Source organism: Pseudooceanicola marinus (genome assembly GCF_020177265.1).
GTDB classification, from domain to species: Bacteria; Pseudomonadota; Alphaproteobacteria; order Rhodobacterales; family Rhodobacteraceae; genus Pseudooceanicola; species Pseudooceanicola marinus_A.
The window spans coordinates 43,581-66,478 of record NZ_JAIVMC010000006.1; the positions used below are offsets into that span (position 1 = coordinate 43,581).

The following is a 22,898-nucleotide window of genomic DNA, read 5'->3' on the forward strand; positions in this document are numbered from 1 at the left end:
CAATTGACCAGCGCGCCGCGAAGCGGCTAACGATGCGAAAGAAAATTTCGAAGCCCATAACAAAGCCACGCCGACAGGGAAGCCAACATGTCCGAGACACAACGCGAAACGATGGAATATGACGTGGTGATCGTCGGGGCCGGCCCCGCCGGTCTGTCCGCCGCCATCCGCCTGAAACAGCTCGATTCCGACCTGGAGGTCGTGGTGCTGGAGAAGGGCTCGGAAGTGGGCGCGCACATCCTGTCGGGTGCCGTGCTGGATCCCTGCGGCCTGGACGCGTTGATCCCCGACTGGAAGGAAAAGGGCGCGCCGCTGAACACGCCGGTTAAGGACGACAACTTCTACATGCTGGGCGAAGCGGGCCAGATCCGTGTGCCCAACTTCCCCATGCCGCCGCTGATGAACAACCACGGCAACTACATCGTGTCGATGGGCAACGTCTGCCGCTGGATGGCCGAACAGGCCGAGGAGCTGGGAGTGGAAATCTTCCCCGGCATGGCCTGTTCCGAGCTGGTCTATGACGGCGACGTGGTGAAGGGCGTCGTGGCCGGCGAGTTCGGCCGCAACCCGGATGGCACCGAGGGCCCGGGCTACGAGCCGGGGATGGAACTGCACGGCAAGTATGTCTTCATCTCCGAGGGCGTGCGCGGCTCGCTCGCCAAGGAGCTGATCAACAAATACGAGCTGTCGCAGGGCCATGAGCCGCAGAAGTTCGGCCTCGGCATGAAGGAAATCTGGGAGATCGACCCGGCCAAGCACAAGGAAGGGTCCGTGACCCACACCATGGGCTGGCCCCTAGGCAAGAACGCCGGCGGCGGGTCCTTCATCTATCACCTGGAGAACAACCAGGTCTACGTGGGCTTCGTGGTGCACCTGAACTACAAGAACCCGCACCTCTTCCCCTACATGGAATTCCAGCGGTTCAAGCATCACCCGATCGTCAAGGACCTGCTGGAAGGCGGCAAGCGCGTCGCCTATGGCGCCCGCGCCATCTCCGAGGGCGGTTATCAGTCGATGCCGAAGATGACCGTGCCGGGCGCCGCCCTGCTGGGCTGTTCGGTCGGCATGGTCAACGTGCCCCGCATCAAGGGCAACCATAACGCCATGCTGTCCGGCAAGGCCGCCGCCGAAGCCGCCTATGAGGCGCTGCAGGCGGGCCGCAGTTCGGATGAGCTGACCGCCTACGAAGACGAGGTGCGTTCGGGCGCCATCGGCAAGGACCTGAAGAAGGTCCGCAACGTGAAGCCGCTGTGGTCCAAGTACGGCCTGACCGCCAGCCTGGCGCTTGGCGGCATGGACATGTGGACCAACACCTTCGGCTTCTCCCTGCTGGGCACCCTGGGCCACGGCAAGACCGACGCCGAGGCCACCGAAGAGGCATCGAAACACAAGCCGATCGACTATCCCAAGCCCGACGGCAAGATCAGCTTCGACCGGCTGACCAACGTCTCCTTCGCGGCGACGAACCACGAGGAAAGCCAGCCCTGTCACCTGAAGCTGGCCGATCCCGAGCTGCCCGTGCGGGAGAACCTGCCGAAATTCGATGGCCCCTCGGCGCGCTACTGCCCGGCAGGGGTCTACGAATTCATCGGCGAAGGGGACGACAAGCGGTTCCAGATCAACTTCCAGAACTGTGTCCACTGCAAGACCTGCGACATCAAGGACCCGGCCCAGAACATCAACTGGACCACACCCCAGGGCGGCGACGGGCCGAACTATCCCAATATGTAAACTTCGCAGGAACAATTCCGCGAGCGGGGGCGTCCATCGGGCGCCCCTCATTGCTTTCGCGACCGCCCGCTTCTAGTCTCGCCTGACCAGAAGTATCGAGGGGTCCGGCATGACAGGAATGAAGCTCTCCGCATCGCTTACGGCGCTAACCTGCACCGTCCTGCTGCCGTTGCCCGTGGCGGCGGCGGATCTGGCCGGCAACTACCTTGCCGCGCGCCAGGCCCGGCTGACCTCCGACTATGATGCGGCGATCCACTATTACATGCGTGCGCTTGGCGATCAGCCGCGCGAACCGCTGCTGCTGGACGGGCTGATCATGGCACAGGTCTCCGCCGGGGCGGTGGATGCCGCCGTCAGCCCGGCGCAGCGGCTGGACGAGATGAACATCGACAGCCAGGTCGGCCATATGGCCCTGATCGTCGATGCGGTGAAACGCGAGGACTACGCCTCGGTCCTGACCCGCATCGAGCAGAGCCGCGCAATCGGCCCGCTGGTCGACGGGCTGCTGGCTGCCTGGATGGAACTGGGTCAGGGCAACATGAGCGCCGCACTGGCGCGGTTCGACAGCGTCGCCGGTGAACCCGGCCTGGCCCGCTTCGCCCGCTATCACAAGGCGCTGGCCCTGTCCTACGTGGGGGATTACGAGGGCGCCGAGGCGCTCTATGCCTCCGACGGCGAAAACCCGGTGCAGATGACCCGCCGCAGCGTGCTGGCCCGGGTCGAGGCCCTGTCGCAGCTCGATCGCAACGAGGATGCGCTGACCCTGCTGGGCAACATCTTCGGCTCCGACCCGGGGATGGAGATTCAGGACCTGCGCGAACGGCTGGCCGCTGGGGAAACCCTGCCCAACAGCCATGTCACCTCCGTCGCCGATGGGGTGGCCGAGGTGTTCTATTCCGTGGCCGCCGCGCTGGAACAGGAAACCGCCGAGGCCTACACCCTGCTTTACGCCCGCATCGCCACTGCGCTGCGCCCCGACCATGTGGATGCCATCCTGCTGTCGGGCGAACTGCTGGAGGACCTGGAGCGCCCCGAGCTGGCGACCCGCGCCTACCGCGCCGTGCCGCGCGACAACCCGAATTTCTACCTGGCCGAACTGGGCCGCGCCACGGCCCTGCGCCGCGCCGGCCGCGAGGATGCGGCGATCGAGGTGCTGGACCAGCTGGCCGCCACCTACCCCACCCTGCCCAAGATCCAGGCCTCGCGCGGGGATCACTACCGCTGGCAGGGCCGCCACATGGACGCCGTTCAGGCCTATGACGCGGCGCTGGATCTCTACAGTGGCGACGACCCGTCGAAATGGTTCGTCTACTACGCCCGCGGCATGAGCCAGGAACGCCTGGAAAACTGGGAAGACGCCAAGACCGATTTCCGCGCCGCCCTGGCGATCAACCCCGATCAGCCCAACCTGCTGAACTATCTCGGCTACGCCATGGTCGAGAAGGGGGAGAACCTGGACGAGGCGCTGACGATGATCGAGCGCGCGGTCGAGCTGGACAACTCCTCGGGCTACATCGTCGACAGCCTGGGCTGGGCCTTCTACCAGCTGGGCCGCTACGAGGACGCGGTCGTGCAGATGGAACGCGCGGCAGAGCTGATGCCCGTTGATCCGGTGATCAACGACCACCTGGGCGATGTCTACTGGAAGGTGGGCCGCATCCGCGAGGCGCAGTTCCAATGGACCCGCGCCCTGTCCTTCGATCCCGAAGAGGAGGAGGCCGACCGCATCCGGCGCAAGCTGGCCGCGGGGCTGGACGCCGTGCTGGCGGAAGAGCAGAAAGGCACGGAACAGGTCGCCGCCGACGGCGGCTGATCCGCCCCTTCAAGGCTGCCCGAGGTTCCGATGACCCAGACCGACATGCCCACCGGGCCCGCGCTGCTGGCGCCGGCCAAGGTGAACCTGGCCCTGCACGTCACCGGCCAGCGCGCCGACGGCTATCACCTGCTTGATTCGCTCGTGGTCTTCGCGGACCTGGGCGATCGCCTCTCCGTCACCCCGGCCGAGGATTATTCCCTGACCGTCACCGGCCCCTGTAGCGCCGGTGTGCCCGTGGACGACGGCAATCTGTGCCTCAAGGCCGCGCGCCTTGCCGGGCACCCCGTCGCCATCGCGCTGGAGAAGCATCTGCCGAACCAGGCGGGCATCGGGGGTGGGTCTTCGGACGCCGCCGCCGTGCTGCGCGGGCTGGCCGATCTGGGCACGCCCCTGCCCGACCACCCGGAGGTGCTGGGCGCCGATGTGCCCGTCTGTCTGACGGCCCGTGCCGCGCGGATGCAGGGGTTGGGAGAGGTGGTGACGCCCCTCGAAGGCCTGCCGCCCCTGCCCGCCGTGCTGGTGAACCCCGGCCGCCCGGTCGCCACGCCTGCCGTCTTCAAGCGGCTGGAAAAACGCGACAATCCCGGGATGGGCGAGATCCCCGAAGATCTGGCCACGCCCGCCGACCTTGCCGCCTGGCTTGCCACCACCCGCAACGACCTGGAGGCCCCGGCCCTGGCGCTGGAGCCTGCCATCGGCGCCGTGCTGAGCGCGCTGGCCAGCCTGCCGGGCTGCCTGCTCGCGCGCATGTCCGGCTCCGGCGCGAGCTGTTTCGCGCTCTTCCCCGATGGCGCGGCGGCGGCGGAGGCGGCGCGGATGCTGCGCGCCGCGCAGCCTGACTGGTGGGTCGTCGATACGCGTCTCAGCTAGGCAAAAAAGGGCTCTCGCCCGGCTGCGTTGCGCAACCCTCCGCCTATCGCGCCCCGTTGCGCTTTGCGATTTCGCCCCCCTGCCGTAAGCCCTTGGTAACCGAGTTTACCGGAGCCTGGCCGATGCGCCCCCTCACCACCCTGACCCTGGTTTTCGCCTGCCTTCTGCCCCTTGCCGCCTGCAGCACGCCCGATCCCGAACAGCCCTCCATGGCCTTCCGCGATACGGCGCCGCTCTACCCCAACGAGACGCCCGAACTTCGTGGGCTGATCGAGCAATATGCGGCGGAATACGAAGTGCCGGTGACCCTGGTCCAACGGGTGGTGATCCGCGAAAGCACCCATCGGCCCGGCGCCCGCAACGGCCCCTACTACGGGCTGATGCAGATCCTGCCGGCCACCGCCCGCTCCATGGGCTTTGCCGGCCAGCCGCGGGACCTGCTGGATGCGGAAACCAACCTGAAATACGCGGTGAAATACCTGCGCGGCGCCTGGCTGCTGTCCGACGGGGACGAGGCGACGGCGGTGAAATGGTACGCCCGCGGCTACTACTTCGAGGCCAAGCGCCAGGACATGCTGGTCGAGACCGGCCTGCGCAGCGAGTAAGGCTCTCAGCCGTCCATCAGCACCTGCGCCCGGGCCAGATCCTCGGGCGTGTTGATGTTGAAGAAGGGGTCGAGGCCGGGCGCGGCGAACTCCACCGCCCGGGCGCCCCGACTTTCCGCCCAACCCATCATCCGACGCTGCCCGGCCTGAAGCGCGCTGCGCAGGTCCTCGGCCAGCGCCACGGGCCAGAGCGCACAGGTCGGATGCAGGCGCATCTCTCCGTCCGCGTCGCGGCTTTGCGCCAGAACCGGGCCGTCGTGGTCCTCGGCGGCCATCAGCAGGCGCGGCACGAAATCCCCGGGCAGGAAGGGCTGATCGCCCGCCAGGGTGAAGACCCGCTCGGCGCCCAGCCCCGCCGCCCAGTCCATCGCCGCCAGCACGCCAGCCAGCGGGCCGGGACGCTCCGGCACCCCCTCGGGCAGGTGATCGGGCACGATCAGCAGGCCGAAGCGTTCCAGCCGTGCGGGATCGCCATTGGCGTTCAGCGCCAGGTGCGACAGCTGCGGCTCCGCCCGGTCGATGACATGGGACAGCAGCGGACGCCCCGCCAGTGGCAGCAGCGCCTTCTCGCGCCCCTCCATGCGGCGCGACAACCCGCCGGCCAGGATCATGCCGGGCCGCATCATGCGCGGCCCCCGTCACGCCGATTATCGGCCCTGCGTCCGTCCATACCGGAAGATGCGGAATATGCGTTGTGCATGTATCTCGGATTGCCTCTGGCCGGGTTGCCGGGTAGCGATACGCCTCATGACAGCCTACGCCGAAACCCCCTCCCCCGCCAGCGCCCGCGCGACCTTCCTCCGAGGCATGCGCGATGGCGCGCCCTTCCTGCTGGTCGTCGGCCCCTTCGCCATGCTCTTCGGCGTGGTCGCCTCCGAGGCCGGGCTGAAGGTCTACGAGGCGCTGGTCTATTCCATCGCCGTGATCGCCGGCGCGTCACAGTTCGCCTCGCTGCAACTGCTGCGCGACGGGGCGCCGGTGGCGGTGGCGCTGGTCTCGGCCCTGGCGGTGAACCTGCGGATGGCGATGTATTCCGCCTCGCTGACCCCGCATATCGGCGGCGCGCCCCTGTGGCAGCGGGCGTTGGCGGCCTATTTCCTGGTGGATCAAAGCTATGCCTGTTCCGTCATGGCCTTTGAAAAGCACCGTGACTGGTCGTTGTCGCAGAAGGTGGGGTATTTCTTCGGGGTGATCATCCCGATCTGTCCCTTCTGGTACGTCTTCACCGTGATCGGGGCCATGGTCGGATCCACCATCCCGCCGGAGCTGGCGCTGGACTTCGCCCTGCCGATCACCTTCATCGCCATGGTCGCGCCGATGCTGCGCTCGGTCGCGCACCTCGCGGCCTGCGGCGTGGCCATCGCGCTGGCGCTGATCTTTGCCGGGCTGCCCTACAACCTCGGCCTGCTGATCGCCGCCCTGGCGGGCATGATGACCGGCGCCGCAATCGAGAAACGCAGCACCACGGAGGCCAGCGCATGAACGGGACCAACCTCGCCACCGGTGCGGCCATCGACCGCGTCGACCTGTGGATCGTCATCATCGGGCTGGGCCTGGGCAGTTTCGCCCTGCGCTTTGCCTTCCTCGGTCTGATCGGCAACCGGCAGATGCCGGAATGGCTGCTGCGCCACCTGCGCTACACGCCGGTCGCCGTGCTGCCGGCGCTGGTGGCGCCGCTCGTCGTCTGGCCCGGCGCCACGGGGGGCGAACTGGACCCGCCGCGCCTGACCGCCGCGCTGGTCACCCTGGCCCTGGGGGTGATGTTCCGGCGCACCCTGCTGGCCATCGTCTGCGGCCTGGGCACCCTCTACCTGATGCTGTGGTTGATGGGCTGACGCCGCAAAAGCCGCGCCCTGCCCCTTCCGGACAGAGAAAAGGCCGGCCCGTCACCGGGCCGGCCTTTTTCATGTCCATCGCATCCGGGCCTGTCAGCCCTCGGCGCGGGCGACCGTGGTCCGGTCGACACCCAGGATCGCGCCCTCGGGCACCGGGCTGTAATCCTCGTAGTAGGAGGTCGGCTCGACGCCCGTCACCTCCTCGAAGGACTCCTGCAGCTGGTTGGGCCACCAGGTCTGACGGATGCCGCCGAAGCCCGGCAGCTTCGACAGCAGCCCCGAGGTCGACAGCGCGCATTGCGCCCCCGCCACGCCGCCACGGGCATAAGCCAGGCGCAGGGCCTGTTCAGCCACTTCAGGAGAGACCGTCACGGTCTGGGTATCGAAATGGTGCGTGTCGCGCGCGTGCATCGACCGGTAGCCTTCCCAGAAGGCCGGGCTGATGCCCACCAGGACGTCGCCTTCGCGGCGGATCTGCGGATGATGGAAGGACCCGGCGGGATCGAAGATCACCCGTTCCGACCCGTTGATCAGCAGCGCGGTATGCGCACCCTTGCCGGTGTCATTGGAGCGGATGGTGATCAGCGTCAGCGACGGCGGACCGGGGTGGCGGTAGGAATCCTCCGCCATCTCGGGCGCCGGCTGTTCATAGCCGGCATTTTTCGCAGCGCAGCCGGCAAGCACGCCGATGGCGGCCAGGGCAAGGATCAGGCGTTTCATGGAATTCTCCGTCGATCGGCCCTGCCGGGCTTGCCCGCCGACGCGGTAGGCGCGGGATCAGCTGTTGAACAGGGCGAGGAAGACCAGCACGCCGATAGAAATGCCGCAGACCCACATCGCAGCCTTGATGAAGCCCTCGAAGGTCTTTTCCTGCGGTTCAATGTCCATTTCGCCATGCTTGTGCTCGGCCATCGTCTATCCTCCCGGTGGTCGTTACAGGGCCGGGAATACTGCAAAGATCGGTCCCTGTCACCTGTTTCGGTCGCTCAACTGGCGGTGTTTTCCAGATCCCGGCGCAGGCGGAAGCCGATGCGGGCAGGTTCCGCCACCTCGGGGCGTTTCGGCATCGCCCGCAGGATCACTGACAGCTGGCTGACATGCTGCACCAGCTGGGTTTTCGCCCCCTGGGCATCGGTGCCGGTGAAGGTCACGATGTCGGGGTCGAAATAGCCCATCCCCTCGATCCGCAGGACGCCCGCGTCACCGCCGGCGAAGCCCATGGCGACCTCCTCGTCGCCGTTCAGGCTTTCCTCGAACTGCTGGATGTAGAGGATCAGCCGCTCATAGGCCCAGGCAGCGGCGCTCTTCTTCTCCACCGGCTTGTCGATCACGTTCTCGGGCAAGGGCCCCTGCGGCGTGCGGCCATCGGAATGCACCTCGTGCCGGCAGGGCTGCACCGCGTCCTCGGCCATCTCGGCGCTGGTCGATACCATGGTTTCGCGCATCTCGGTCCTCTCTCCTGCCCGCGTGGGACGCGGAGGCGACCGGTCAGTGGCTCTGCCACTCCCAGGCGCCATCCGCGCGCAGCCGCCGGGTAATCTCACCCCGCCTGTGGAGATAGTTAAGGTGCGCGAGGGATTCGGCCATGGCCAGCCCGTAATTTCCCTCGTCGATGCGGCGCATGAACAGTTGCGGGAAACAGTCGACCACGGTGCGCGGGGTGGCGAGGAAGCCCTTCAGCCGCTCCAGTCCCGAGACGTGGTTGTCGATCATTTGCCGCAGCCGCATCGGCAGCCCGGTATAGGGCAGCTTGTGACCGCCCAGCACCAGCTGGTCCTCGCGGGCATGGGCGGCCAGACGGCGGCTGGCCTCCAGGAACTCGGCCAAGGGGTCGGCCTCGGGCTCGGTCACATGGACGCCGATGTTGGGGCTGATCGACGACAGGAGCTGGTCGCCCCCCAGCACCAGGTTGTCGTCCCGAGACCACAGCGTGACATGCTCGGGCGCGTGGCCGTTGCCCATGCGTATGTCCCAGTCGCGGCCGCCCGCGCGGATCACCTCGCCTTCCTGCAGGCGGGTGTAACCGGGCGGCAGACGATGGACCACGTCGACGAAGTTGAAGGGCCGGTCCCCCTCGCGCTTGGCGCGCAGGTCCGGATCCATCCCGGCGCGGGTCCAGAAGGTCACCGCCTGCTCGGTCGGGCGCGTTTCCTCGTCGAGGATCAGCATCCGCGCCATCAGCCAGGAGGTGCGCGAGGTCAGAAGCTCGGCCCCGTGGTGCTTCATGAACCAGCCGGCCATGCCAATGTGATCGGGGTGGTGATGGGTGATCAGAACGCGGGTGACGGGCTTGCCCGCCAGGGGACCCGCCAGCAGGTCCTGCCACAGCGCCTTCGCCTCACGCGTATGGACCCCGGTATCCACCAGGGTCCAGCCGTCGCCATCGTCCAGCGCGTAGATGTTCACGTGGTTCAGGGCCATGGGCAGCGGCAGGCGGATCCACAGCACGCCCTCGGCGATCTCCACCACCTCCCCCGGGGCCGGCGCCTCTTCCCAGGGGAAACGGATGGCGCCCGCGACGGTCACGCCGACAGGTCCTCGATGCTCAGCGCATAGAGGTCCGCAGCCCCCACGGTGGCATGGGCCAGCAGGCCCGCATGTTCCGGCAGCAGCCGCTTCAGGTAGAAGGCGGCCAGGCGCGAACGGGGCCCCTCACCGCCCTCGGCCAGCGCGGCCTTCAGGTGGTAGTAGCCGCCCAACACCCGGGCGAAGCCCATCAGGTAGGGCACGCAGCCGGCGAACCGTTCGTTCAGGTCGCCCTGCGCCAGCATCCACTCGGTCGCCTCGCGCAGGGTCTCGATGGCCTGCCACAGCGGTTCGGCCAGGGTGTCGCAGCTGGCGCGCGCCGTTTCGGTGAAGGCCTGCATCTCGTCGATCAGGGCAAAGGCCGTCTCGCCCTTGTCCATCATCTTGCGCGCCACCAGGTCCATCGCCTGGATGCCGTTGGTGCCCTCGTAGATGGCGGTCACGCGGACATCGCGGTAGAACTGCGCCGCACCGGTTTCCTCGATGAAGCCCATGCCGCCGTGCACCTGCATCCCCATCTCGGAGACGCGCATGCCGGTTTCGGTGCCGAAGGCCTTGGCAATGGGGGTCAGGAAGGCGGCGCGCGCCTTCCACTCCGCCTCGCCGGTGGCATGGCCCATGTCGATGGCCACGGCACAGGCCAGCGCGATCGACCGTGCGGTGAAGATATCGGCGCGCATCTCGCCCAGCATCCGGCGGACGTCGGCGAAATCGGCGATGGCGCCGGTGCCACCCTTGCCCTCCAGCGGGGTGCGGCCCTGCTTGCGCTCCAGCGCGAACTCCAGCGCCTTCTGGTAGGCCCCTTCGGCGGCGCCCAGCCCCTGGATGCCGACGCCGAGGCGTGCGTTGTTCATCATGGTGAACATCGCGGCCATGCCCTTGTGCTCCTCACCGACCAGCCAGCCGGTGGCGCCGTCGTATTCCATCACCGCGGTCGGGCTGCCGTGCAGGCCCATCTTGTGCTCCAGGCTGACCACGCGCAGGCTGTTGGCCTCGCCCAACGAGCCGTCCTCGTTGGGAATGTACTTGGGCACCATGAAGAGGCTGATGCCCTTGGTGCCCGGCACCCCGTCGGGCAGTCGCGCCAGCACCAGGTGGCAGACGTTGCCGCCGAAATCGTGATCGCCCCAGGAGATGTAGACCTTCTGCCCCGAGATCGCATAGGTGCCATCGCCGTTCGGCACGGCCTTTGAACGCAGCGCGCCGACGTCCGACCCGGCCTGCGGCTCGGTCAGGTTCATCGTGCCGGTCCATTCGCCCGAGATCAGCTTGGGCAGGTACATCGCCTTCAGCGCGTCGCTGGCGTGGTTTTCCAGCGCCTCGATCTGGCCCTGGGTCAGCAGCGGGTTCAGACCCAGCGACAGGCAGGAGGCCGACAGCATGTCGTTCATCGCCGAGGTCAGCGCCAGCGGCAGCCCCATGCCGCCGCTGTCTTCCGCCGCCGACAGGCCCAGCCAGCCGCCCTCGGCCAGGGCACCGAAGGCCTCCTTGAAGCCCTTGGAGGTGCGCACCACGCCGTTTTCCAGCATCGCCGGATCGGTGTCGCCATCGCGGTTGATCGGCGCCCAGACCTCTTCGGACAGGCGGGCCAGCTCGCCCAGGATCGCGTCGACCGTGTCGGAGGAGGCTTCGGCAAAGCGATCGGTTGCGGCGACCTTGTCGAAATCGACGACATTGTCGAAGATGAACCGGACGTCATCGACGGGGGCGCGGAATGGCATGTGGGTCTCCTCCCTCAGCATCTTGGCAAGCTGCGGCACCGGCTGTAGGACAGCCCGGCCCGGGTTCGATATCTAACCGCGACCCGGTGGGCATCAAAGTCAAACGCGGCGTCACAACTCCCGCATCGCGGAAGGCCGGAGCCGGGCCAGAGGCATACGTATCAGCATGGTAAAGACCGAGATCCTGGGCACCGATGCCACCGCGCTGACCCGCGCGGCGGATCTGCTGCGGGCCGGATCGCTGGTGGCGATGCCCACGGAAACGGTCTACGGGCTGGCCGGGGACGCAGGCTCCGACGCGGCGGTGGCCGCGATCTATGCCGCCAAGGGCCGCCCCTCGTTCAACCCGCTGATCGCCCATGTCGCCGACATGGAGATGGCACAGCGCCTGGCCGACTTCCCGCCCGAGGCCCTGGCGCTGGCCCGCGCCTTCTGGCCCGGCCCGCTGACCCTGGTGCTGCCCCTGTGCGCCGGGGCTGCCGTCGCGCCGCGGGTCACCGCGGGCCTGCCCACGCTGGCGATCCGCATGCCCGCCCACCCGGCGGCGCGTGCCCTGCTGCGCGAATTCGGCGGCCCGCTGGCCGCCCCCTCGGCCAACCCCTCGGGCCGGATCAGCCCGACAGAACCGGCCCATGTGATCGACGGCCTCGGCGGGCGCATCGCGGCGGTGATCGACGGCGGCCCCTGCGACGTGGGCGTCGAATCGACCATCCTGTCGGTCGCCCCCGACGGCGCCCTGCGCCTGCTGCGCCCCGGCGGTATCGGCGCGGAGAAAATCCTGGAGCACACCGGCCTGACTCTGCCCGCCCCCGAGGCGCAGGCCGAGAAGATCGAGGCGCCAGGCCAGATGCTGTCGCACTACGCGCCACGCGGGCAGGTCCGGTTGAACGTCACCGATCCGCGCCCGGACGAGGTGCTGCTGGCCTTTGGCCCCTCCGACAGCCGCTATTCGCTGTCCCAAACTGGCGACCTGGCCGAGGCCGCGGCCAATCTCTTCCGCCGCTTGCATGAAATGGACCGCGACGGGATCGAGCGCATCGCCGTGGCGCCCGTCCCCGAGACGGGCATTGGCCGCGCGATCAACGACCGGCTGCGCCGGGCTGCGGCGCCACGGGACTGATCCCGACACGCGGATTTCTCGAAAATCGGAACGACGAAAGGCGGCCTGCCCCGGTCAGGCGCGGCCCGCGACGGCCGAGAGGCTCAGCGGGTCGATTCCCAGGCCGGACATGGCCAAGTCCCACTTGCGATCATCCTCGGCCTCGAAGACCAGGCCGCCGGTCGGATCGCCGACCAGCCAGCCGTTCTGCGCGATCTCGTCTTCCAGCTGTCCAGGCGCCCAGCCGCAATAGCCCAGGGCGACCATTGCCAGCATCGGACCCTGCCCGGCGGCGATATCTTCCAGCACGTCGAGGGTCGCGGTCATGGCGAACTGCTCGTTCACCTGCAGCGTCGACATCTCGGTATCGTAGTCAGGGGAATGCAGGACGAAGCCGCGCTCCATCTCCACCGGGCCGCCGGCATAGACCGACCGGCCCGACAGGTCGGCGCGGCGCGGGATCTCCAGCTGGTCGAGAAGGGACGGCAGGGACACATGGTCCGCGGGCTTGTTCACCACGAGGCCCATTGCACCTTCGTCCGAATGTGCGCATAGAACGATCACCGTGTTGGCGAACCGTTCGTCAGACAGGCCTGGCATCGCGATGAGGATCTTGCCAGTGAGATCGAATAGTCCAGGCAATTGCTCTGCCCCCAAGACTTGTACTTAACCCCACCTCCACTCTTTTGACGCGCTCTCGCATCATTTGCAACCATTAAGGCGCTATTCAGCACCCAAACCTGAATCCACCCCGCGCCTGTCTCTGCTTTGTGAGTTGGCAATTGCCCCGTCTGTCGCCATGTCTATGGCCATGATCCGACGTATTACCCGCCTTATCCCCCTGTTCTCGCTGCTGATGGCCGCCCTGCCGCTGCCCGCGGCGGCGAATCCCTATGCCGAGTACCTGACCGCCCGCATCCTGCCCGGCTGGCGCGAGGCCGACGGGACCCATGTGGCGGGCCTGGAACTGACCCTGGCCGACGGGTGGAAGACCTACTGGCGCCAGCCCGGCAGCGCGGGCATCCCGCCCAGCTTCAACTGGTCGGGGTCCGACAACCTGCAGCGGGTCGAGGTGATCTGGCCGCGACCGGAGGTCTTCGAGCTGTCGGGGATGCGCTCCATCGGCTACCACGATCACGTGGTCCTGCCGCTGCGTATCGCGCCCACGCGCGACGGAGCCCCGGTGGAGCTGCGCGGCGACATCTTCCTCGGCATCTGCGAGAATGTCTGCGTGCCGCTGGACATCAGCGTGGCCGGCACCCTGCCCGCCGGCGGGAATCGCACGCCGGCCATCGCCGCCGCGCTGGCCGGCCGGCCCTACAGCGAGCAGGAGGCGCGGGTCAGCTCCGTCACCTGTGCCGTGCGCCCCAAGGACAAGGGCCTGCTGATCGAGGCGCGCATCCGCATGCCCTCCGCCGGGGGCACCGAGGTGACTGTCTTCGAGCCGCATGTGCCCGGTGCGGTCGTGTCGGATTCGGTCAGTCGCCGGGAGGGCGATACGTTGGTGTCCAAGGCGATCCTGAGCCCCGGCGCCACCGGCCTGCACCTGGATCGCTCGCGCCTGAAGATTACCGTACTGGGCCACAACTACGCGGTCGAGATCGAGGGCTGCCCGGCCCGCTGAGGCGGGAGCCCCCTGCTCCTGCCGTCCTCCGGAGCTGTCCGCAGCTGACGTCACCGCGCCGTCTGGCGTGAGGCACCCAGTGTCAGGATCGCCGTGTCAGGCTCACCTTGTCAGGCCGTGCCTCCGGCCTGCCCGCGCAGGGTCAGACCCGCCACCGCGAAGAGCGCCAGCACGATCACCGCCGCCCCGGCGAGATAGAGCAGCAGCGCCGACGCCAGCCCCCCGCCACCGGGCACCAGCCCCGCCAGGACCGACGGCAGCGCCCCCTGCCACAGGACATGGCCCAGGGTGGCCGCGAACCACGCCAGCACCAGCGCCAGGCCCAGCCCCATCAGGCCGCGCAACCCGCTCGCACGGCGCGTGCGCAGCGCCCGGCGCAGCCCGGCCCGCATCCGTCCCACGTCGTCCTGCATCGCCATCAGCGCCGGCACCACCAGCAGCACCAGCACCATGCCGAAGCCCAGCCCGTAGACCAGGGTGATGACCGTGGGCATCAGGAACTGTGCCTGGCTGGATTTCTCGTAAAGCAGCGGCGCCAGCCCCATCACCGTGGTCAGCGTGGTCAGCATCACGGGCCGCAGCCGGTCGGCGGCGGCGTCGATGATCGCCGGGCGCAGGCCCCGCCCTTCGGCATATTCATCAACCGTGGTCACCAGCACGATGGAATCGTTGATGATGATCCCGGTCATCCCCAGCAGGCCCACCACCGTGAACATCGACAGCGGCACCCCCCAGAGGGCATGGCCCCAGAAGGCCCCGACCAGGCCAAAGGGAATGATCGCCATTACGACCAGCGGCCGCGTCCAGCTGGCAAAGACCCAGGACAGCACGAGGTAGATCCCCGTCAGCACCATCACCAGCCCGAAGAGCGCATCGTTGAGGAAATCATCCTCCTGCTCCGCCAGGCCCGACAGGCGGAACTCCACCTGCCGTTCGGCGGCGATGCGCGGCAGGATCTCGGTTTCCAGCGTGCGCAGGATCTCCTCGGCCCGCGCCGGGTCGTCATCGGAAATCTCACCGTTCACCGACAGCAGGCGCAAGCCGTTCTCGCGCCGCACGGTGGAGAAGCCGGAGCGGCGGTCGACCGTCACGAGATCCGCCAGCGGCACGTAGACGCCCTCGGGGCTGCGCAGCATCATCCGTTCCAGGAAATCCGCCGACAGCTCCTCCTCCGGCAGCTCCACCCGGATCTCGGCCGAGCGCGGCCCCACCGGGTAGGTCGCCGCCTCGATCCCGTTCAGCCGGTTGCGCAGGACCCGGCCCAGTTCATCCACCGAGAACCCCAGGGCCTCGCCCTGCGGGGTCAGCTCCAGGATCATCTCTTCCTTGTCGTAGGACAGGTTGTCCTCCACCGCAGAAACCTCGGGGTAGCGCAGCACGGCTTGCTGCAGGTCCTGGCTGGCGGCCTTCAGGGTGTCGGGATCGGCACCCGAGAACTGCACGTCAAGCGAGTCGCCCGCCGGGCCGGAGCCCCAGCCGCGGAAGCTGACCACCTCGGCCAGCGGGTGCTGCTGCACCTCCTCCTGCAGGGCGCTGACGAAGGCAGAGCTGGAATAGGGGCGGAAGTCGGGGTCGATCAGCTCGATGGTGATCGAACCCAGCTGATCCGGCTCCTTGCTGTCCGATCCCGACAGGGGCCGACCCGAGTTGCCGCCGATCTCGGCAATGGCATAATCGACCGGGTTCACCCCGTATTCGGCCTCATACCGCGCGCCCAGGGCCTCGGTCGCGCGCTGCATCTCGCGCATCATCGCCAGCGTGTCGTCGCGGGTCGCACCCGGGGCCATCATGAAGTTGCCGGTGACCGACCCGCGTTCCGGCGAGCTGAAGAAGCGCCATTGCAGGTCGCCGCGAATGAAGTTCGACATCTGCCCGGCGAAGATCACCAGCACCAGCGCCAGCACCGGGTAGCGCAGGCGGATCACCAGCCCCATGGCCGGGCGGAACAGCCGGTCGCGCACCCAGCCGAAGCCACGGTTCACCTGGCGCGACGGCCAGTCGTACCAGCGTTCCTCGCCGGAATGGGCCAGGGCATGGGACATGTGGTTGGGCAGAATCAGGAAGCATTCCACCAGCGAGGCCATCAGCACCACGATCACGGTGAAGGGGATGTCGGCGATCATCTCGCCGAAGCGGCCCTCGATCACGGTCAGGCCGAAGAAGGCGATCACGGTGGTCAGCGTGGCCGAGAATACCGGCATGGCCATGCGCTTCGCCGCGCCTTCGGCGGCCTCCACCGGGCCTTCGCCCCGGCGGCGCACGCGGGCATCGGCGTATTCTGCGACCACGATCGCGTCATCCACCACGATGCCAAGCGTGATGATCAGCGCGAAAAGCGAGATCATGTTCAGAGTCAGACCGAAGGCATACATCAGCGCGATGGCCGTCAGCATGGACACCGGGATCCCGGCGGCCACCCAGAAGGCCGAGCGCGCGTTGAGAAACAGGAACAGCAGGCACAGCACCAGGCCCAGACCCATGGCGCCGTTCTCGATCAGGATGTCGAGGCGACCGGTGATCTGTTCGGACCGGGTGCGGATCAGGTCGATCGAGGTGCCCTCCGGCAGGGTCGGCAGCATCTCGGCCGCGACCTTCTCCACGCTGTCCTGGATGGCGATGGCATCGCCCGTGTCGGACCGGTCGACGCGGACGGAAATCGCCGGATCGTCGCCGACGAAATAGGTGCGCTCGCGGTCCGTGCCCTCGCCCCGCACGCGGGCCACGTCGCCCACGGTCAGCGCCGCACCATCCTCGCCCCGGCGCAGCACCAGCGCCTCGATCTCCTCGGCGGAGCGTTTCTCGCGTCCCGTCCGGACCCGCGCATTGGCCCCGGTCACGTCGCCCGCGGGGGAGGCATCGACCTCCGCTCCGATGGCCTGGGCGATCTCGGCCATGGTCACGTCATGGGCAATGAGATTCAGCGAGGGCACCTCGACGATCACCTGAGGCGCCGAGAGGCCGCGGATCGTGGTGCGCGTCACGCCCTCGGCAAAGAGCCGGGTGACGAATTCATCGGCGAAGCGCGCGATCTGGTCCACCCCCACGGGGCCGGTGATGACCACGTCGGTGACCCGGTCGCGCCAGGCGGATCGGCTGACCTCCGGCTCCTCGGCCTCCTCGGGCAGGTTCGACACCCCGTCGACGGCGCTTTGCACGTCATCGGCGGCGCGGGCCATGTCCCAGCCCGGCTCGAACTCCAGACTGATGCGCGCGGACCCTTCGGTGGAGCGCGCCTCGGAGGACATCACCCCCTCGACCGTCATCAGTTCCGGGTCCAGCAGCTGAACGATGGCGCGGTCCACGTCTTCGGCGCCCGCGCCATCCCAGCGGACAGAGACGCTGATCGTGTCGACGATGATGTCGGGGAAATACTGCGCCCGCATCCGCGGCAGGGACGCGACGCCAGCGGCCAGCATGACCAGCAGCAGCAGGTTGGCGACCGTGCGGTGGCGGGTGAAATAGCTCAGCAGGCCGGTGGCGCGTCGAGGGGCGGGGCGCATCGGCTCAGCCTCCGCGCCGCTGTTCGAGGCGTTCGATCACCTGCGCCGGCACCTGCGGCTGGTCGAGCTGCGCCAGCAGACGCGCGCGCACCTCCTGCGGCAGGCGGTCGTTGCCCTCGACCATGGCCACCAGTTCGGCGCGGCGCTCGGGCGTCAGGGGAATCATCTGCGCGGCCTCGGCGGGGCCCGCGGCCCCCTCCGCGCCCGCGTCGGTCGCGGCCTCCGGCCCGCCCAGCGGGCGCACCAGGATCCCCTGCCCCAGAAGCGGCGTGCGTTCGGCCACGATCAGGCGGCCTTCCAGCGCGGGCGCGCGCACCAGGATGTCGTCGCCCTGGCGGCGCACCAGCTCGGCGGGCTGTTCCTCCAACCGGCTGTCGTCATTGATCGCCAGCACCAGCCCGTCGGCGGACAGCGCCGTGGCCGGCAGGCGGATCAGATCTTCCAGCGGGCGTTCCTGCACGCGGACGGTGACGAAATCGCCGGGCTTCAGCCCCGGCGCCGGGCCCAGTTCGGCCAGCAGCATCCGGCCCGTCTGCCCCTCGCCCACGGCGGCGCTGTCGCGGCGGATCTCGCCCTCGGCCGAAAGGGTCGTGCCGAAGACCTCCAGCGCGGCCTCGACCGGCAGCGGCGGCAGGCGGCCCGCGTCATCCAGCAGGCGCACGTATTGCGGGGTGGAGACGCGGAAGGCGACGTTCAGCGCATCCGGGTCGATCAGCTCCGCCAGGGCCTCGCTGGCCGAGACACGGCGGCCCTCCACCAGGTCCACACCCGACAGCGTCCCGTCAAAACCCGCGCGGATCACCGTGTCGGTCAGGTCGCGTTCGGCCTCGTCGCGGTCCAGCTCCGCCCGGCGCAGGGCGGTGGCGGCGCTGTCGACCCGCGCCTCGGCCACGGCCAGGGCGTTGCGCGCCGACAGCACGGACTGCCGTGCGGCGGAGGCGGCCAGTTCGGCGTCCTCCTCGGCGGCGGCGGATCCGACACCGCGTTCGATCAGGGTCTGCTGCCGTTCCAGCGCGCGCTGACGCAGCGCCGCCTGGTCCTCGGCAGCAACAAGGGTATCGCGGGCGATCTCCAGCGCGCGGGTCGCGTCGCGCTGCTCGGCCCGGGCATCGGCCAGGTCCGCCTCGGCGCGATCCCGCGCGGTCTCGGCCTGCGCCGGGTCCAGCCGCAACAGGACCTGGCCCGCGCTGACCTGACCGCCCTCGACGAAATCTTCCGACAGCTCCACAACCTCGCCGCCGACGGCGGCGCGGATTTCCAAGATGCGGCGGCTTTCCACCTCGCCGAAGACCGTCAGCACCGGGGCCACGGTGCCCGCGCGCGCCTCCACCACGTTGACCGCGAACTCCCGCTCGCGCCCGCGCGGCATGAAGGGTTCGCGCGCCATGCGCACCTGCACCGCGTCATAGACCAAGCTGCCCGCGTAGGTCAGCAGGCCCAGGGTCAGGGAAAGGAGGAACAGCCCCAAGAGGCTGCGGCTGAGAAATCTCATGCGGTTCGGTCCCGTCAGATCGGCGCGGCAAGGGTCATGGCGACCAGCCTGCACCACGCCCGGTCAGTCTCCAACAAACAATACGGTTATGACGATCTACACGATCACTTGGAACGTCTTACGCAGAGGTTCACGGTTTCCGTCGCAGATGTTCATCCAGTCGGGGCATAATTTCGACGAAATTGCAGGGCGCGTGGCGATAATCCAGCTGCTTGACCAGGATTTCGTCCCAGGCATCCTTGCAGGCGCCGGGGCTGCCGGGCAGCGCGAAGAGGTAGGTGCCCCCCGCGACCCCGCCCGTGGCGCGGCTTTGTACCGCGCTGGTGCCGATCTTGTTCATCGAGACGATGGTGAAAACCGTGGCGAAGGCCTCAATCTCCTTCTCGTAGATGTCACGATGCGCCTCGACAGTCACGTCGCGCCCCGTCAGCCCGGTACCCCCGGTGGAGATCACCACGTCGATACCCGGATCACCCACCCAGGCGGCCAGCTGATCGCGGATCTGCGGGCGGTCGTCGGGCAGGATGTGGCGCGCGGCCAGGATATGGCCCGCCGCCTCGATCCGCGCCGCCAGCGTGTCGCCCGACCGATCCTCGGCCAGGGTCCTGCTGTCGGACACGGTCAGCACGGCGATGCGCACCGGGATGAAGTCTTTCTCGCTCATCGGATCTCCTCCTCGGGGCGCACCGGGTCCGGGCCAGGCGTCAGCCCCGGTCCTCCAGCCGCGCCTTCAGCGACAGCAGATCCGCCCAGGCCTCGCGCTTGGCATGGGGCTGGCGCAGCAGGTAGGCGGGGTGGGTCATCGGCAGCGCGGGCAGGCCGAAGGCCTCGGCCCAGGTGCCGCGCAGTTTCAGGATACCACGTTTTTTCAGCGCCGCCTGGCAGGAAATATTGCCCATCAGGATCAGCACATCGGGGTTCGCCAGTGCCACGTGCTTCTGCACGAAAGGCAGCATCATGGCGATTTCCTCGGGTTTCGGGTCGCGGTTTTGCGGCGGCCGCCAGGGCAGCACGTTGGTGATGTAGACCGCTTCCTCCGGCTCCTCGGCGTCACGCGCCAGGCCGATGGCGGCCAGCATCCGGTCCAGCAGCTGGCCCGCCCGGCCGACGAAGGGACGCCCCTCGCGGTCCTCGTCGCGACCCGGCGCCTCGCCCAGGATCATCACCTTCGCCGCCGGGTTGCCGTCGGAGAAGACCAGGCTGCGGGCGCCGCGCTTCAGCTCGCAATGTTCGTAGGCGGCCAGGGCCTCGCGCAGGCCCTCCAGGCTGGCGGCGCCCTCCGCGGCTTGGCGGGCGACCTCCACCGCGTCGATCTCCTGACGCGGCTGCACCGGGGTTTCGGGGGCGTGGGCCTGCCCCGGCGCGCGCGCCGGCGCCTTCGGGCGCTCGGCCTCCACGGCGAAGCGATCGACCGGTGCCTCGGCCATGCATTCGTCGACGCCCATCTCGATCTGCCATTCCAGAAGGGCACGCGCCAGGTGCCAGTCCATCTGGCCGGCGGGCATCTCTGCGATCATGTCGAGGGGGGGCTGCGATTCCATGGCGCCACCCTATCCTGCCGTCCGCGCGGGGAAAAGCGCGGGCGCGCCGCCCCCGGCAGACGTCCCGGCGATCAGAGCGGCGGGAACTGCCCCGCGTAGCGCTTCCAGTCGGCCCCCGGCATCGGGGCCCCGTATCCACCGCTGTAGGCGCCGCCGTAGCTGCCGCCATAGCCCGACCGGACCTGTCCCGCCGTTGCCGAGGCGCCGGTGCAGCCCTGTTCATGCATGGCCTTCACCAAGGCATCGTAGTGACCGCGCGCAGAAGACAGCTGGGCTTGCTGATCCACCGTCAGGGGCAACGCGAAGAGGGCCGGCCATACGATCAACGTGCCGACGAAGACGGCGGCGAAATCCGCTTGCGCCGCGTGGCGCTGTGCCAAGGTGACATGCTGCACATAGGCGTAGAGCGCGCGCTGTTCCTGGTGCAGTTCACCACAGCTGGCCCCACGGTAGACCAGGCTGGGAATATAGGTGGCGGGCACGTTGCGCGCCTGTTCCGCGCAGCCCGACAGCGCCAGCACCACCCCTACGGCGGCGCCGGATAGACCTCTGAAAAATTTCATGATTATCCCGTTAGTTCCAATTGTGCCCCACATCCGTACCCTAGATATGGACGCCAAAGCGCGTCAAGCGCCAAGGAAAGTATTTTTGCCTTCCCGAGGCCGACGTGCCGTCCCTGCCACCCCGGGGACATTCCCACGCGCCCCGCTTGCCGCGCGCCCCCGCCCGCGCCTATAAGGCCCCAAACGAGCGGGAGACAGCAGATGAGCTTCAGGCAACAGCACCTTCTGGGCATCGAACGGCTGGCCCCGGATGAGATCACGACCCTTCTCGACCTGGCGGAGGATTACGTCGCGCTGAACCGCTCGGACGACAAGCATTCCGAAGCGCTGGCGGGTCTTACCCAGATCAACATGTTCTTCGAGAATTCCACCCGCACCCAGGCCAGTTTCGAACTGGCGGGCAAACGGCTGGGCGCCGACGTGATGAACATGGCGATGCAGGCCAGCTCGGTGAAGAAGGGCGAGACCCTGATCGACACCGCACTGACGCTGAACGCCATGCACCCGGACCTGCTGGTGGTGCGTCACCCGAACTCGGGCGCCGTCGACCTGCTGTCGGAAAAGGTGAACTGCGCCGTGCTGAACGCCGGGGACGGGCGGCACGAGCACCCCACCCAGGCGCTGCTGGATGCGCTGACCATCCGCCGTGCCAAGGGGCGGCTGCACCGGCTGAACATCGCGATCTGCGGCGACGTCGCGCATTCCCGCGTGGCGCGGTCGAACCTGCTGCTGCTGCACAAGATGGAAAACCGCATCCGCCTGGTCGGCCCACCGACCCTGGTGCCCGGCGCCTTCGCCGAGCTGGGCTGCGAGGTCTACGACAGCATGGAAGAAGGTCTGAAGGACGTGGACGTGGTGATGATGCTGCGCCTGCAGAAGGAACGCATGGACGGCGGTTTCATCCCCTCGGAACGCGAGTATTACCACCGCTATGGCCTGGATGCCGAAAAGCTGGCCCATGCCGCGCCCGATGCCATCGTCATGCATCCCGGCCCGATGAACCGCGGCGTGGAGATCGACGGCACCATCGCCGACGACATCAACCGCAGCGTGATCCGCGACCAGGTGGAAATGGGCGTGGCCGTGCGCATGGCGGCGATGGACCTTCTGGCCCGCAACCTGCGCGAGCGCCGCGCGGCAGAGGCCGCCGCATAGCCGCGCGCGCCCCGTCGGTCGCCTTCGCCAAAAAGCGGCATCTGATGAAACGCGGAACCCAGACCCCGAAGCTCGGGTTTGAATGTATAGCAGACGGTCAGAAGGTCTTTCCCTGATCGAGGGGATCCGCGACTGACAGACCGCCTGAGCATAGTCGCAATACGAGGCCCGCCATGTCGCCGTCAGACCCCGTCATTCCCGCCAGCGCCGAGGTGCTGACCCTGACGCCCGCCGATCGCAGCGCCGTCTACCTGCTGGCCGTCGACCCGGAGGCACCGCAGATGGCCGCCCTGCTGGCGCCGCGCCGGTTGAACGGTGAGACCGGCGCCACCCTTGCCGCCCTGCTGGGCCTGCCGCCCGAGGCCGAAGATGAGCTGGAGCTGGTGAACCCCGCCGACCTGGAGGGCGTGGGGCTGTCGGGCTACCTGACCGAAGGGCTGGGCCTGGATCCGGAGGAGGTCACGCCCGACCGCGCCCGGCTGGACGCGGTGACCGCGCCGGTGGTCCTGCTGCGCGGGCGGCTGACGGGGCTGGAGGACCGGGTGCTGCCGCTGCCGCGCGGGCTGTCCCTGCTGGGACGGTATGATGCCGACTACACCCCCATCGGGCTGGGCCAGATCCCCACGCGCACGGCCACCGCCGGCACCCTGCCGCCGCCCCAGGGCCCCCTGCCCGGCCCCTTCCGCCTGTCGCGGCCCTGGCAGATCACGCTGATCCTCACCGGGATCGTCGCCCTGGGCCTGCTGTTGTGGTTCGCCCTGGCGCTGATCTGACGGCGCGGGGCCATCGGCGGCGGGGCCACGGGGCCTGACCCAGACCG

At 68.5% G+C, this 22,898-nt stretch carries 22 protein-coding genes; 10 read left to right on the forward strand and 12 right to left on the reverse strand.

Features of this window, described 5'->3' with window-relative positions:
- Window positions 1-87: 87 nt before the first annotated feature.
- The 4 genes from LC066_RS11075 (at window position 88) to LC066_RS11090 (ending at window position 5,022) form a co-directional block, all read left to right on the forward strand.
- Window positions 88-1,731 (forward strand): electron transfer flavoprotein-ubiquinone oxidoreductase, encoded by a 1,644-nt coding sequence (locus LC066_RS11075; RefSeq protein WP_224898825.1) that lies wholly within the window; start codon window positions 88-90, stop codon window positions 1,729-1,731.
- Between the two features lie 109 nt (window positions 1,732-1,840).
- Window positions 1,841-3,544: a tetratricopeptide repeat protein gene (locus tag LC066_RS11080; RefSeq protein WP_224898828.1), complete on the forward strand. Its 1,704-nt coding sequence runs from the start codon at window positions 1,841-1,843 to the stop codon at window positions 3,542-3,544.
- A gap of 30 nt (window positions 3,545-3,574) precedes the next feature.
- Complete coding sequence (locus LC066_RS11085; protein ID WP_224898830.1) at window positions 3,575-4,417, forward strand: 4-(cytidine 5'-diphospho)-2-C-methyl-D-erythritol kinase; 843 nt, start codon at window positions 3,575-3,577, stop codon at window positions 4,415-4,417.
- 122 nt (window positions 4,418-4,539) lie between these two features.
- A complete protein-coding gene (locus LC066_RS11090) occupies window positions 4,540-5,022 on the forward strand; it encodes a lytic transglycosylase domain-containing protein (protein WP_222479102.1) in 483 nt (160 codons plus the stop codon).
- Window positions 5,023-5,027: 5 nt separating this feature from the next.
- Here the strand turns inward: LC066_RS11090 and mobA are convergent, their stop codons facing one another.
- Window positions 5,028-5,648 carry a molybdenum cofactor guanylyltransferase MobA gene (mobA, locus tag LC066_RS11095; RefSeq protein ID WP_224898832.1) on the reverse strand — a complete coding sequence of 207 codons (621 nt, stop codon included), beginning with the start codon at window positions 5,646-5,648 and terminating at the stop codon, window positions 5,028-5,030.
- A 121-nt stretch (window positions 5,649-5,769) separates the two neighbouring features.
- Between mobA and LC066_RS11100 the strand changes: the two genes are divergently transcribed.
- Both LC066_RS11100 and LC066_RS11105 read left to right on the forward strand, forming a co-directional pair.
- A complete protein-coding gene (locus LC066_RS11100; protein WP_224898834.1) occupies window positions 5,770-6,504 on the forward strand; it encodes an AzlC family ABC transporter permease in 735 nt (244 codons plus the stop codon).
- On the forward strand, window positions 6,501-6,857 hold the full coding sequence (locus tag LC066_RS11105; RefSeq protein WP_224898836.1) for an AzlD domain-containing protein: 357 nt from the start codon (window positions 6,501-6,503) through the stop codon (window positions 6,855-6,857). The genes LC066_RS11100 and LC066_RS11105 overlap by 4 nt, the downstream gene beginning before the upstream one ends.
- Window positions 6,858-6,950: 93 nt before the next feature.
- Here LC066_RS11105 and LC066_RS11110 read toward each other — a convergent pair whose 3' ends face one another.
- The 5 genes from LC066_RS11110 to LC066_RS11130 form a co-directional block, all read right to left on the reverse strand.
- Window positions 6,951-7,577 carry a hypothetical protein gene (locus LC066_RS11110; protein WP_224898857.1) on the reverse strand — a complete coding sequence of 209 codons (627 nt, stop codon included), beginning with the start codon at window positions 7,575-7,577 and terminating at the stop codon, window positions 6,951-6,953.
- Window positions 7,578-7,634: 57 nt separating this feature from the next.
- Window positions 7,635-7,769: an aa3-type cytochrome c oxidase subunit IV gene (locus LC066_RS11115; protein WP_222479092.1), complete on the reverse strand. Its 135-nt coding sequence runs from the start codon at window positions 7,767-7,769 to the stop codon at window positions 7,635-7,637.
- A 74-nt stretch (window positions 7,770-7,843) separates the two neighbouring features.
- Window positions 7,844-8,302 carry a hypothetical protein gene (locus tag LC066_RS11120; protein ID WP_224898860.1) on the reverse strand — a complete coding sequence of 153 codons (459 nt, stop codon included), beginning with the start codon at window positions 8,300-8,302 and terminating at the stop codon, window positions 7,844-7,846.
- 43 nt (window positions 8,303-8,345) lie between these two features.
- Window positions 8,346-9,383, reverse strand: a complete 1,038-nt coding sequence (locus LC066_RS11125) for an MBL fold metallo-hydrolase (RefSeq protein WP_224898863.1) — start codon at window positions 9,381-9,383, stop codon at window positions 8,346-8,348.
- The gene (locus tag LC066_RS11130) at window positions 9,380-11,104 is read right to left on the reverse strand and encodes an acyl-CoA dehydrogenase (RefSeq protein ID WP_224898866.1); all 1,725 of its coding nucleotides are present in this window, start codon (window positions 11,102-11,104) and stop codon (window positions 9,380-9,382) included. Before LC066_RS11130 ends, LC066_RS11125 begins: the two co-directional genes overlap by 4 nt.
- A gap of 166 nt (window positions 11,105-11,270) precedes the next feature.
- On the opposite strand from LC066_RS11130, the gene LC066_RS11135 reads away from it, so the two are divergent.
- Entirely contained in the window at window positions 11,271-12,224 is a 954-nt protein-coding gene (locus LC066_RS11135) for an L-threonylcarbamoyladenylate synthase (RefSeq protein WP_224898869.1), read from the forward strand.
- 54 nt (window positions 12,225-12,278) lie between these two features.
- Here the strand turns inward: LC066_RS11135 and LC066_RS11140 are convergent, their stop codons facing one another.
- Window positions 12,279-12,845 carry a YqgE/AlgH family protein gene (locus tag LC066_RS11140; protein WP_224898874.1) on the reverse strand — a complete coding sequence of 189 codons (567 nt, stop codon included), beginning with the start codon at window positions 12,843-12,845 and terminating at the stop codon, window positions 12,279-12,281.
- Window positions 12,846-13,014: 169 nt separating this feature from the next.
- Between LC066_RS11140 and LC066_RS11145 the strand changes: the two genes are divergently transcribed.
- Complete coding sequence (locus LC066_RS11145; protein ID WP_224898878.1) at window positions 13,015-13,827, forward strand: protein-disulfide reductase DsbD domain-containing protein; 813 nt, start codon at window positions 13,015-13,017, stop codon at window positions 13,825-13,827.
- A gap of 110 nt (window positions 13,828-13,937) precedes the next feature.
- Here the strand turns inward: LC066_RS11145 and LC066_RS11150 are convergent, their stop codons facing one another.
- The 5 genes from LC066_RS11150 to LC066_RS11170 form a co-directional block, all read right to left on the reverse strand.
- On the reverse strand, window positions 13,938-17,327 hold the full coding sequence (locus LC066_RS11150) for an efflux RND transporter permease subunit (protein ID WP_224898880.1): 3,390 nt from the start codon (window positions 17,325-17,327) through the stop codon (window positions 13,938-13,940).
- Between the two features lie 4 nt (window positions 17,328-17,331).
- On the reverse strand, window positions 17,332-18,819 hold the full coding sequence (locus LC066_RS11155) for an efflux RND transporter periplasmic adaptor subunit (RefSeq protein ID WP_224898883.1): 1,488 nt from the start codon (window positions 18,817-18,819) through the stop codon (window positions 17,332-17,334).
- A 130-nt stretch (window positions 18,820-18,949) separates the two neighbouring features.
- Window positions 18,950-19,483 carry a molybdenum cofactor biosynthesis protein B gene (gene moaB, locus LC066_RS11160; protein ID WP_224898887.1) on the reverse strand — a complete coding sequence of 178 codons (534 nt, stop codon included), beginning with the start codon at window positions 19,481-19,483 and terminating at the stop codon, window positions 18,950-18,952.
- A gap of 40 nt (window positions 19,484-19,523) precedes the next feature.
- Window positions 19,524-20,360 carry a uracil-DNA glycosylase gene (locus LC066_RS11165; RefSeq protein ID WP_224898890.1) on the reverse strand — a complete coding sequence of 279 codons (837 nt, stop codon included), beginning with the start codon at window positions 20,358-20,360 and terminating at the stop codon, window positions 19,524-19,526.
- Window positions 20,361-20,431: 71 nt separating this feature from the next.
- The gene (locus tag LC066_RS11170; protein ID WP_224898893.1) at window positions 20,432-20,923 is read right to left on the reverse strand and encodes a hypothetical protein; all 492 of its coding nucleotides are present in this window, start codon (window positions 20,921-20,923) and stop codon (window positions 20,432-20,434) included.
- A 201-nt stretch (window positions 20,924-21,124) separates the two neighbouring features.
- Here LC066_RS11170 and LC066_RS11175 point away from each other — a divergent pair, with 201 nt between their 5' ends.
- Window positions 21,125-22,078 carry an aspartate carbamoyltransferase catalytic subunit gene (locus LC066_RS11175; protein WP_085886421.1) on the forward strand — a complete coding sequence of 318 codons (954 nt, stop codon included), beginning with the start codon at window positions 21,125-21,127 and terminating at the stop codon, window positions 22,076-22,078.
- A gap of 173 nt (window positions 22,079-22,251) precedes the next feature.
- Entirely contained in the window at window positions 22,252-22,851 is a 600-nt protein-coding gene (locus LC066_RS11180; protein WP_224898896.1) for a hypothetical protein, read from the forward strand.
- Window positions 22,852-22,898 lie beyond the last annotated feature (47 nt).

Excerpts from the sequence above, each read along its gene's own strand:
- LC066_RS11090 (WP_222479102.1), top strand. The coding sequence starts at position 4,540 with ATGCGCCCCCTCACCACCCTGACCCTGGTTTTCGCCTGCCTTCTGCCC.
- LC066_RS11100 (WP_224898834.1), top strand. The coding sequence starts at position 5,770 with ATGACAGCCTACGCCGAAACCCCCTCCCCCGCCAGCGCCCGCGCGACC.
- LC066_RS11180 (WP_224898896.1), top strand. The coding sequence starts at position 22,252 with ATGTCGCCGTCAGACCCCGTCATTCCCGCCAGCGCCGAGGTGCTGACC.
- LC066_RS11115 (WP_222479092.1), bottom strand. The coding sequence starts at position 7,769 with ATGGCCGAGCACAAGCATGGCGAAATGGACATTGAACCGCAGGAAAAG.
- LC066_RS11145 (WP_224898878.1), top strand. The coding sequence starts at position 13,015 with ATGATCCGACGTATTACCCGCCTTATCCCCCTGTTCTCGCTGCTGATG.
- LC066_RS11150 (WP_224898880.1), bottom strand. The coding sequence starts at position 17,327 with ATGCGCCCCGCCCCTCGACGCGCCACCGGCCTGCTGAGCTATTTCACC.
- LC066_RS11175 (WP_085886421.1), top strand. The coding sequence starts at position 21,125 with ATGAGCTTCAGGCAACAGCACCTTCTGGGCATCGAACGGCTGGCCCCG.
- LC066_RS11085 (WP_224898830.1), top strand. The coding sequence starts at position 3,575 with ATGACCCAGACCGACATGCCCACCGGGCCCGCGCTGCTGGCGCCGGCC.
- LC066_RS11080 (WP_224898828.1), top strand. The coding sequence starts at position 1,841 with ATGACAGGAATGAAGCTCTCCGCATCGCTTACGGCGCTAACCTGCACC.
- LC066_RS11105 (WP_224898836.1), top strand. The coding sequence starts at position 6,501 with ATGAACGGGACCAACCTCGCCACCGGTGCGGCCATCGACCGCGTCGAC.
- LC066_RS11110 (WP_224898857.1), bottom strand. The coding sequence starts at position 7,577 with ATGAAACGCCTGATCCTTGCCCTGGCCGCCATCGGCGTGCTTGCCGGC.
- moaB (WP_224898887.1), bottom strand. The coding sequence starts at position 19,483 with ATGAGCGAGAAAGACTTCATCCCGGTGCGCATCGCCGTGCTGACCGTG.
- LC066_RS11120 (WP_224898860.1), bottom strand. The coding sequence starts at position 8,302 with ATGCGCGAAACCATGGTATCGACCAGCGCCGAGATGGCCGAGGACGCG.
- LC066_RS11165 (WP_224898890.1), bottom strand. The coding sequence starts at position 20,360 with ATGGAATCGCAGCCCCCCCTCGACATGATCGCAGAGATGCCCGCCGGC.
- LC066_RS11170 (WP_224898893.1), bottom strand. The coding sequence starts at position 20,923 with ATGAAATTTTTCAGAGGTCTATCCGGCGCCGCCGTAGGGGTGGTGCTG.
- mobA (WP_224898832.1), bottom strand. The coding sequence starts at position 5,648 with ATGATGCGGCCCGGCATGATCCTGGCCGGCGGGTTGTCGCGCCGCATG.
- LC066_RS11075 (WP_224898825.1), top strand. The coding sequence starts at position 88 with ATGTCCGAGACACAACGCGAAACGATGGAATATGACGTGGTGATCGTC.
- LC066_RS11135 (WP_224898869.1), top strand. The coding sequence starts at position 11,271 with ATGGTAAAGACCGAGATCCTGGGCACCGATGCCACCGCGCTGACCCGC.
- LC066_RS11155 (WP_224898883.1), bottom strand. The coding sequence starts at position 18,819 with ATGAGATTTCTCAGCCGCAGCCTCTTGGGGCTGTTCCTCCTTTCCCTG.
- LC066_RS11130 (WP_224898866.1), bottom strand. The coding sequence starts at position 11,104 with ATGCCATTCCGCGCCCCCGTCGATGACGTCCGGTTCATCTTCGACAAT.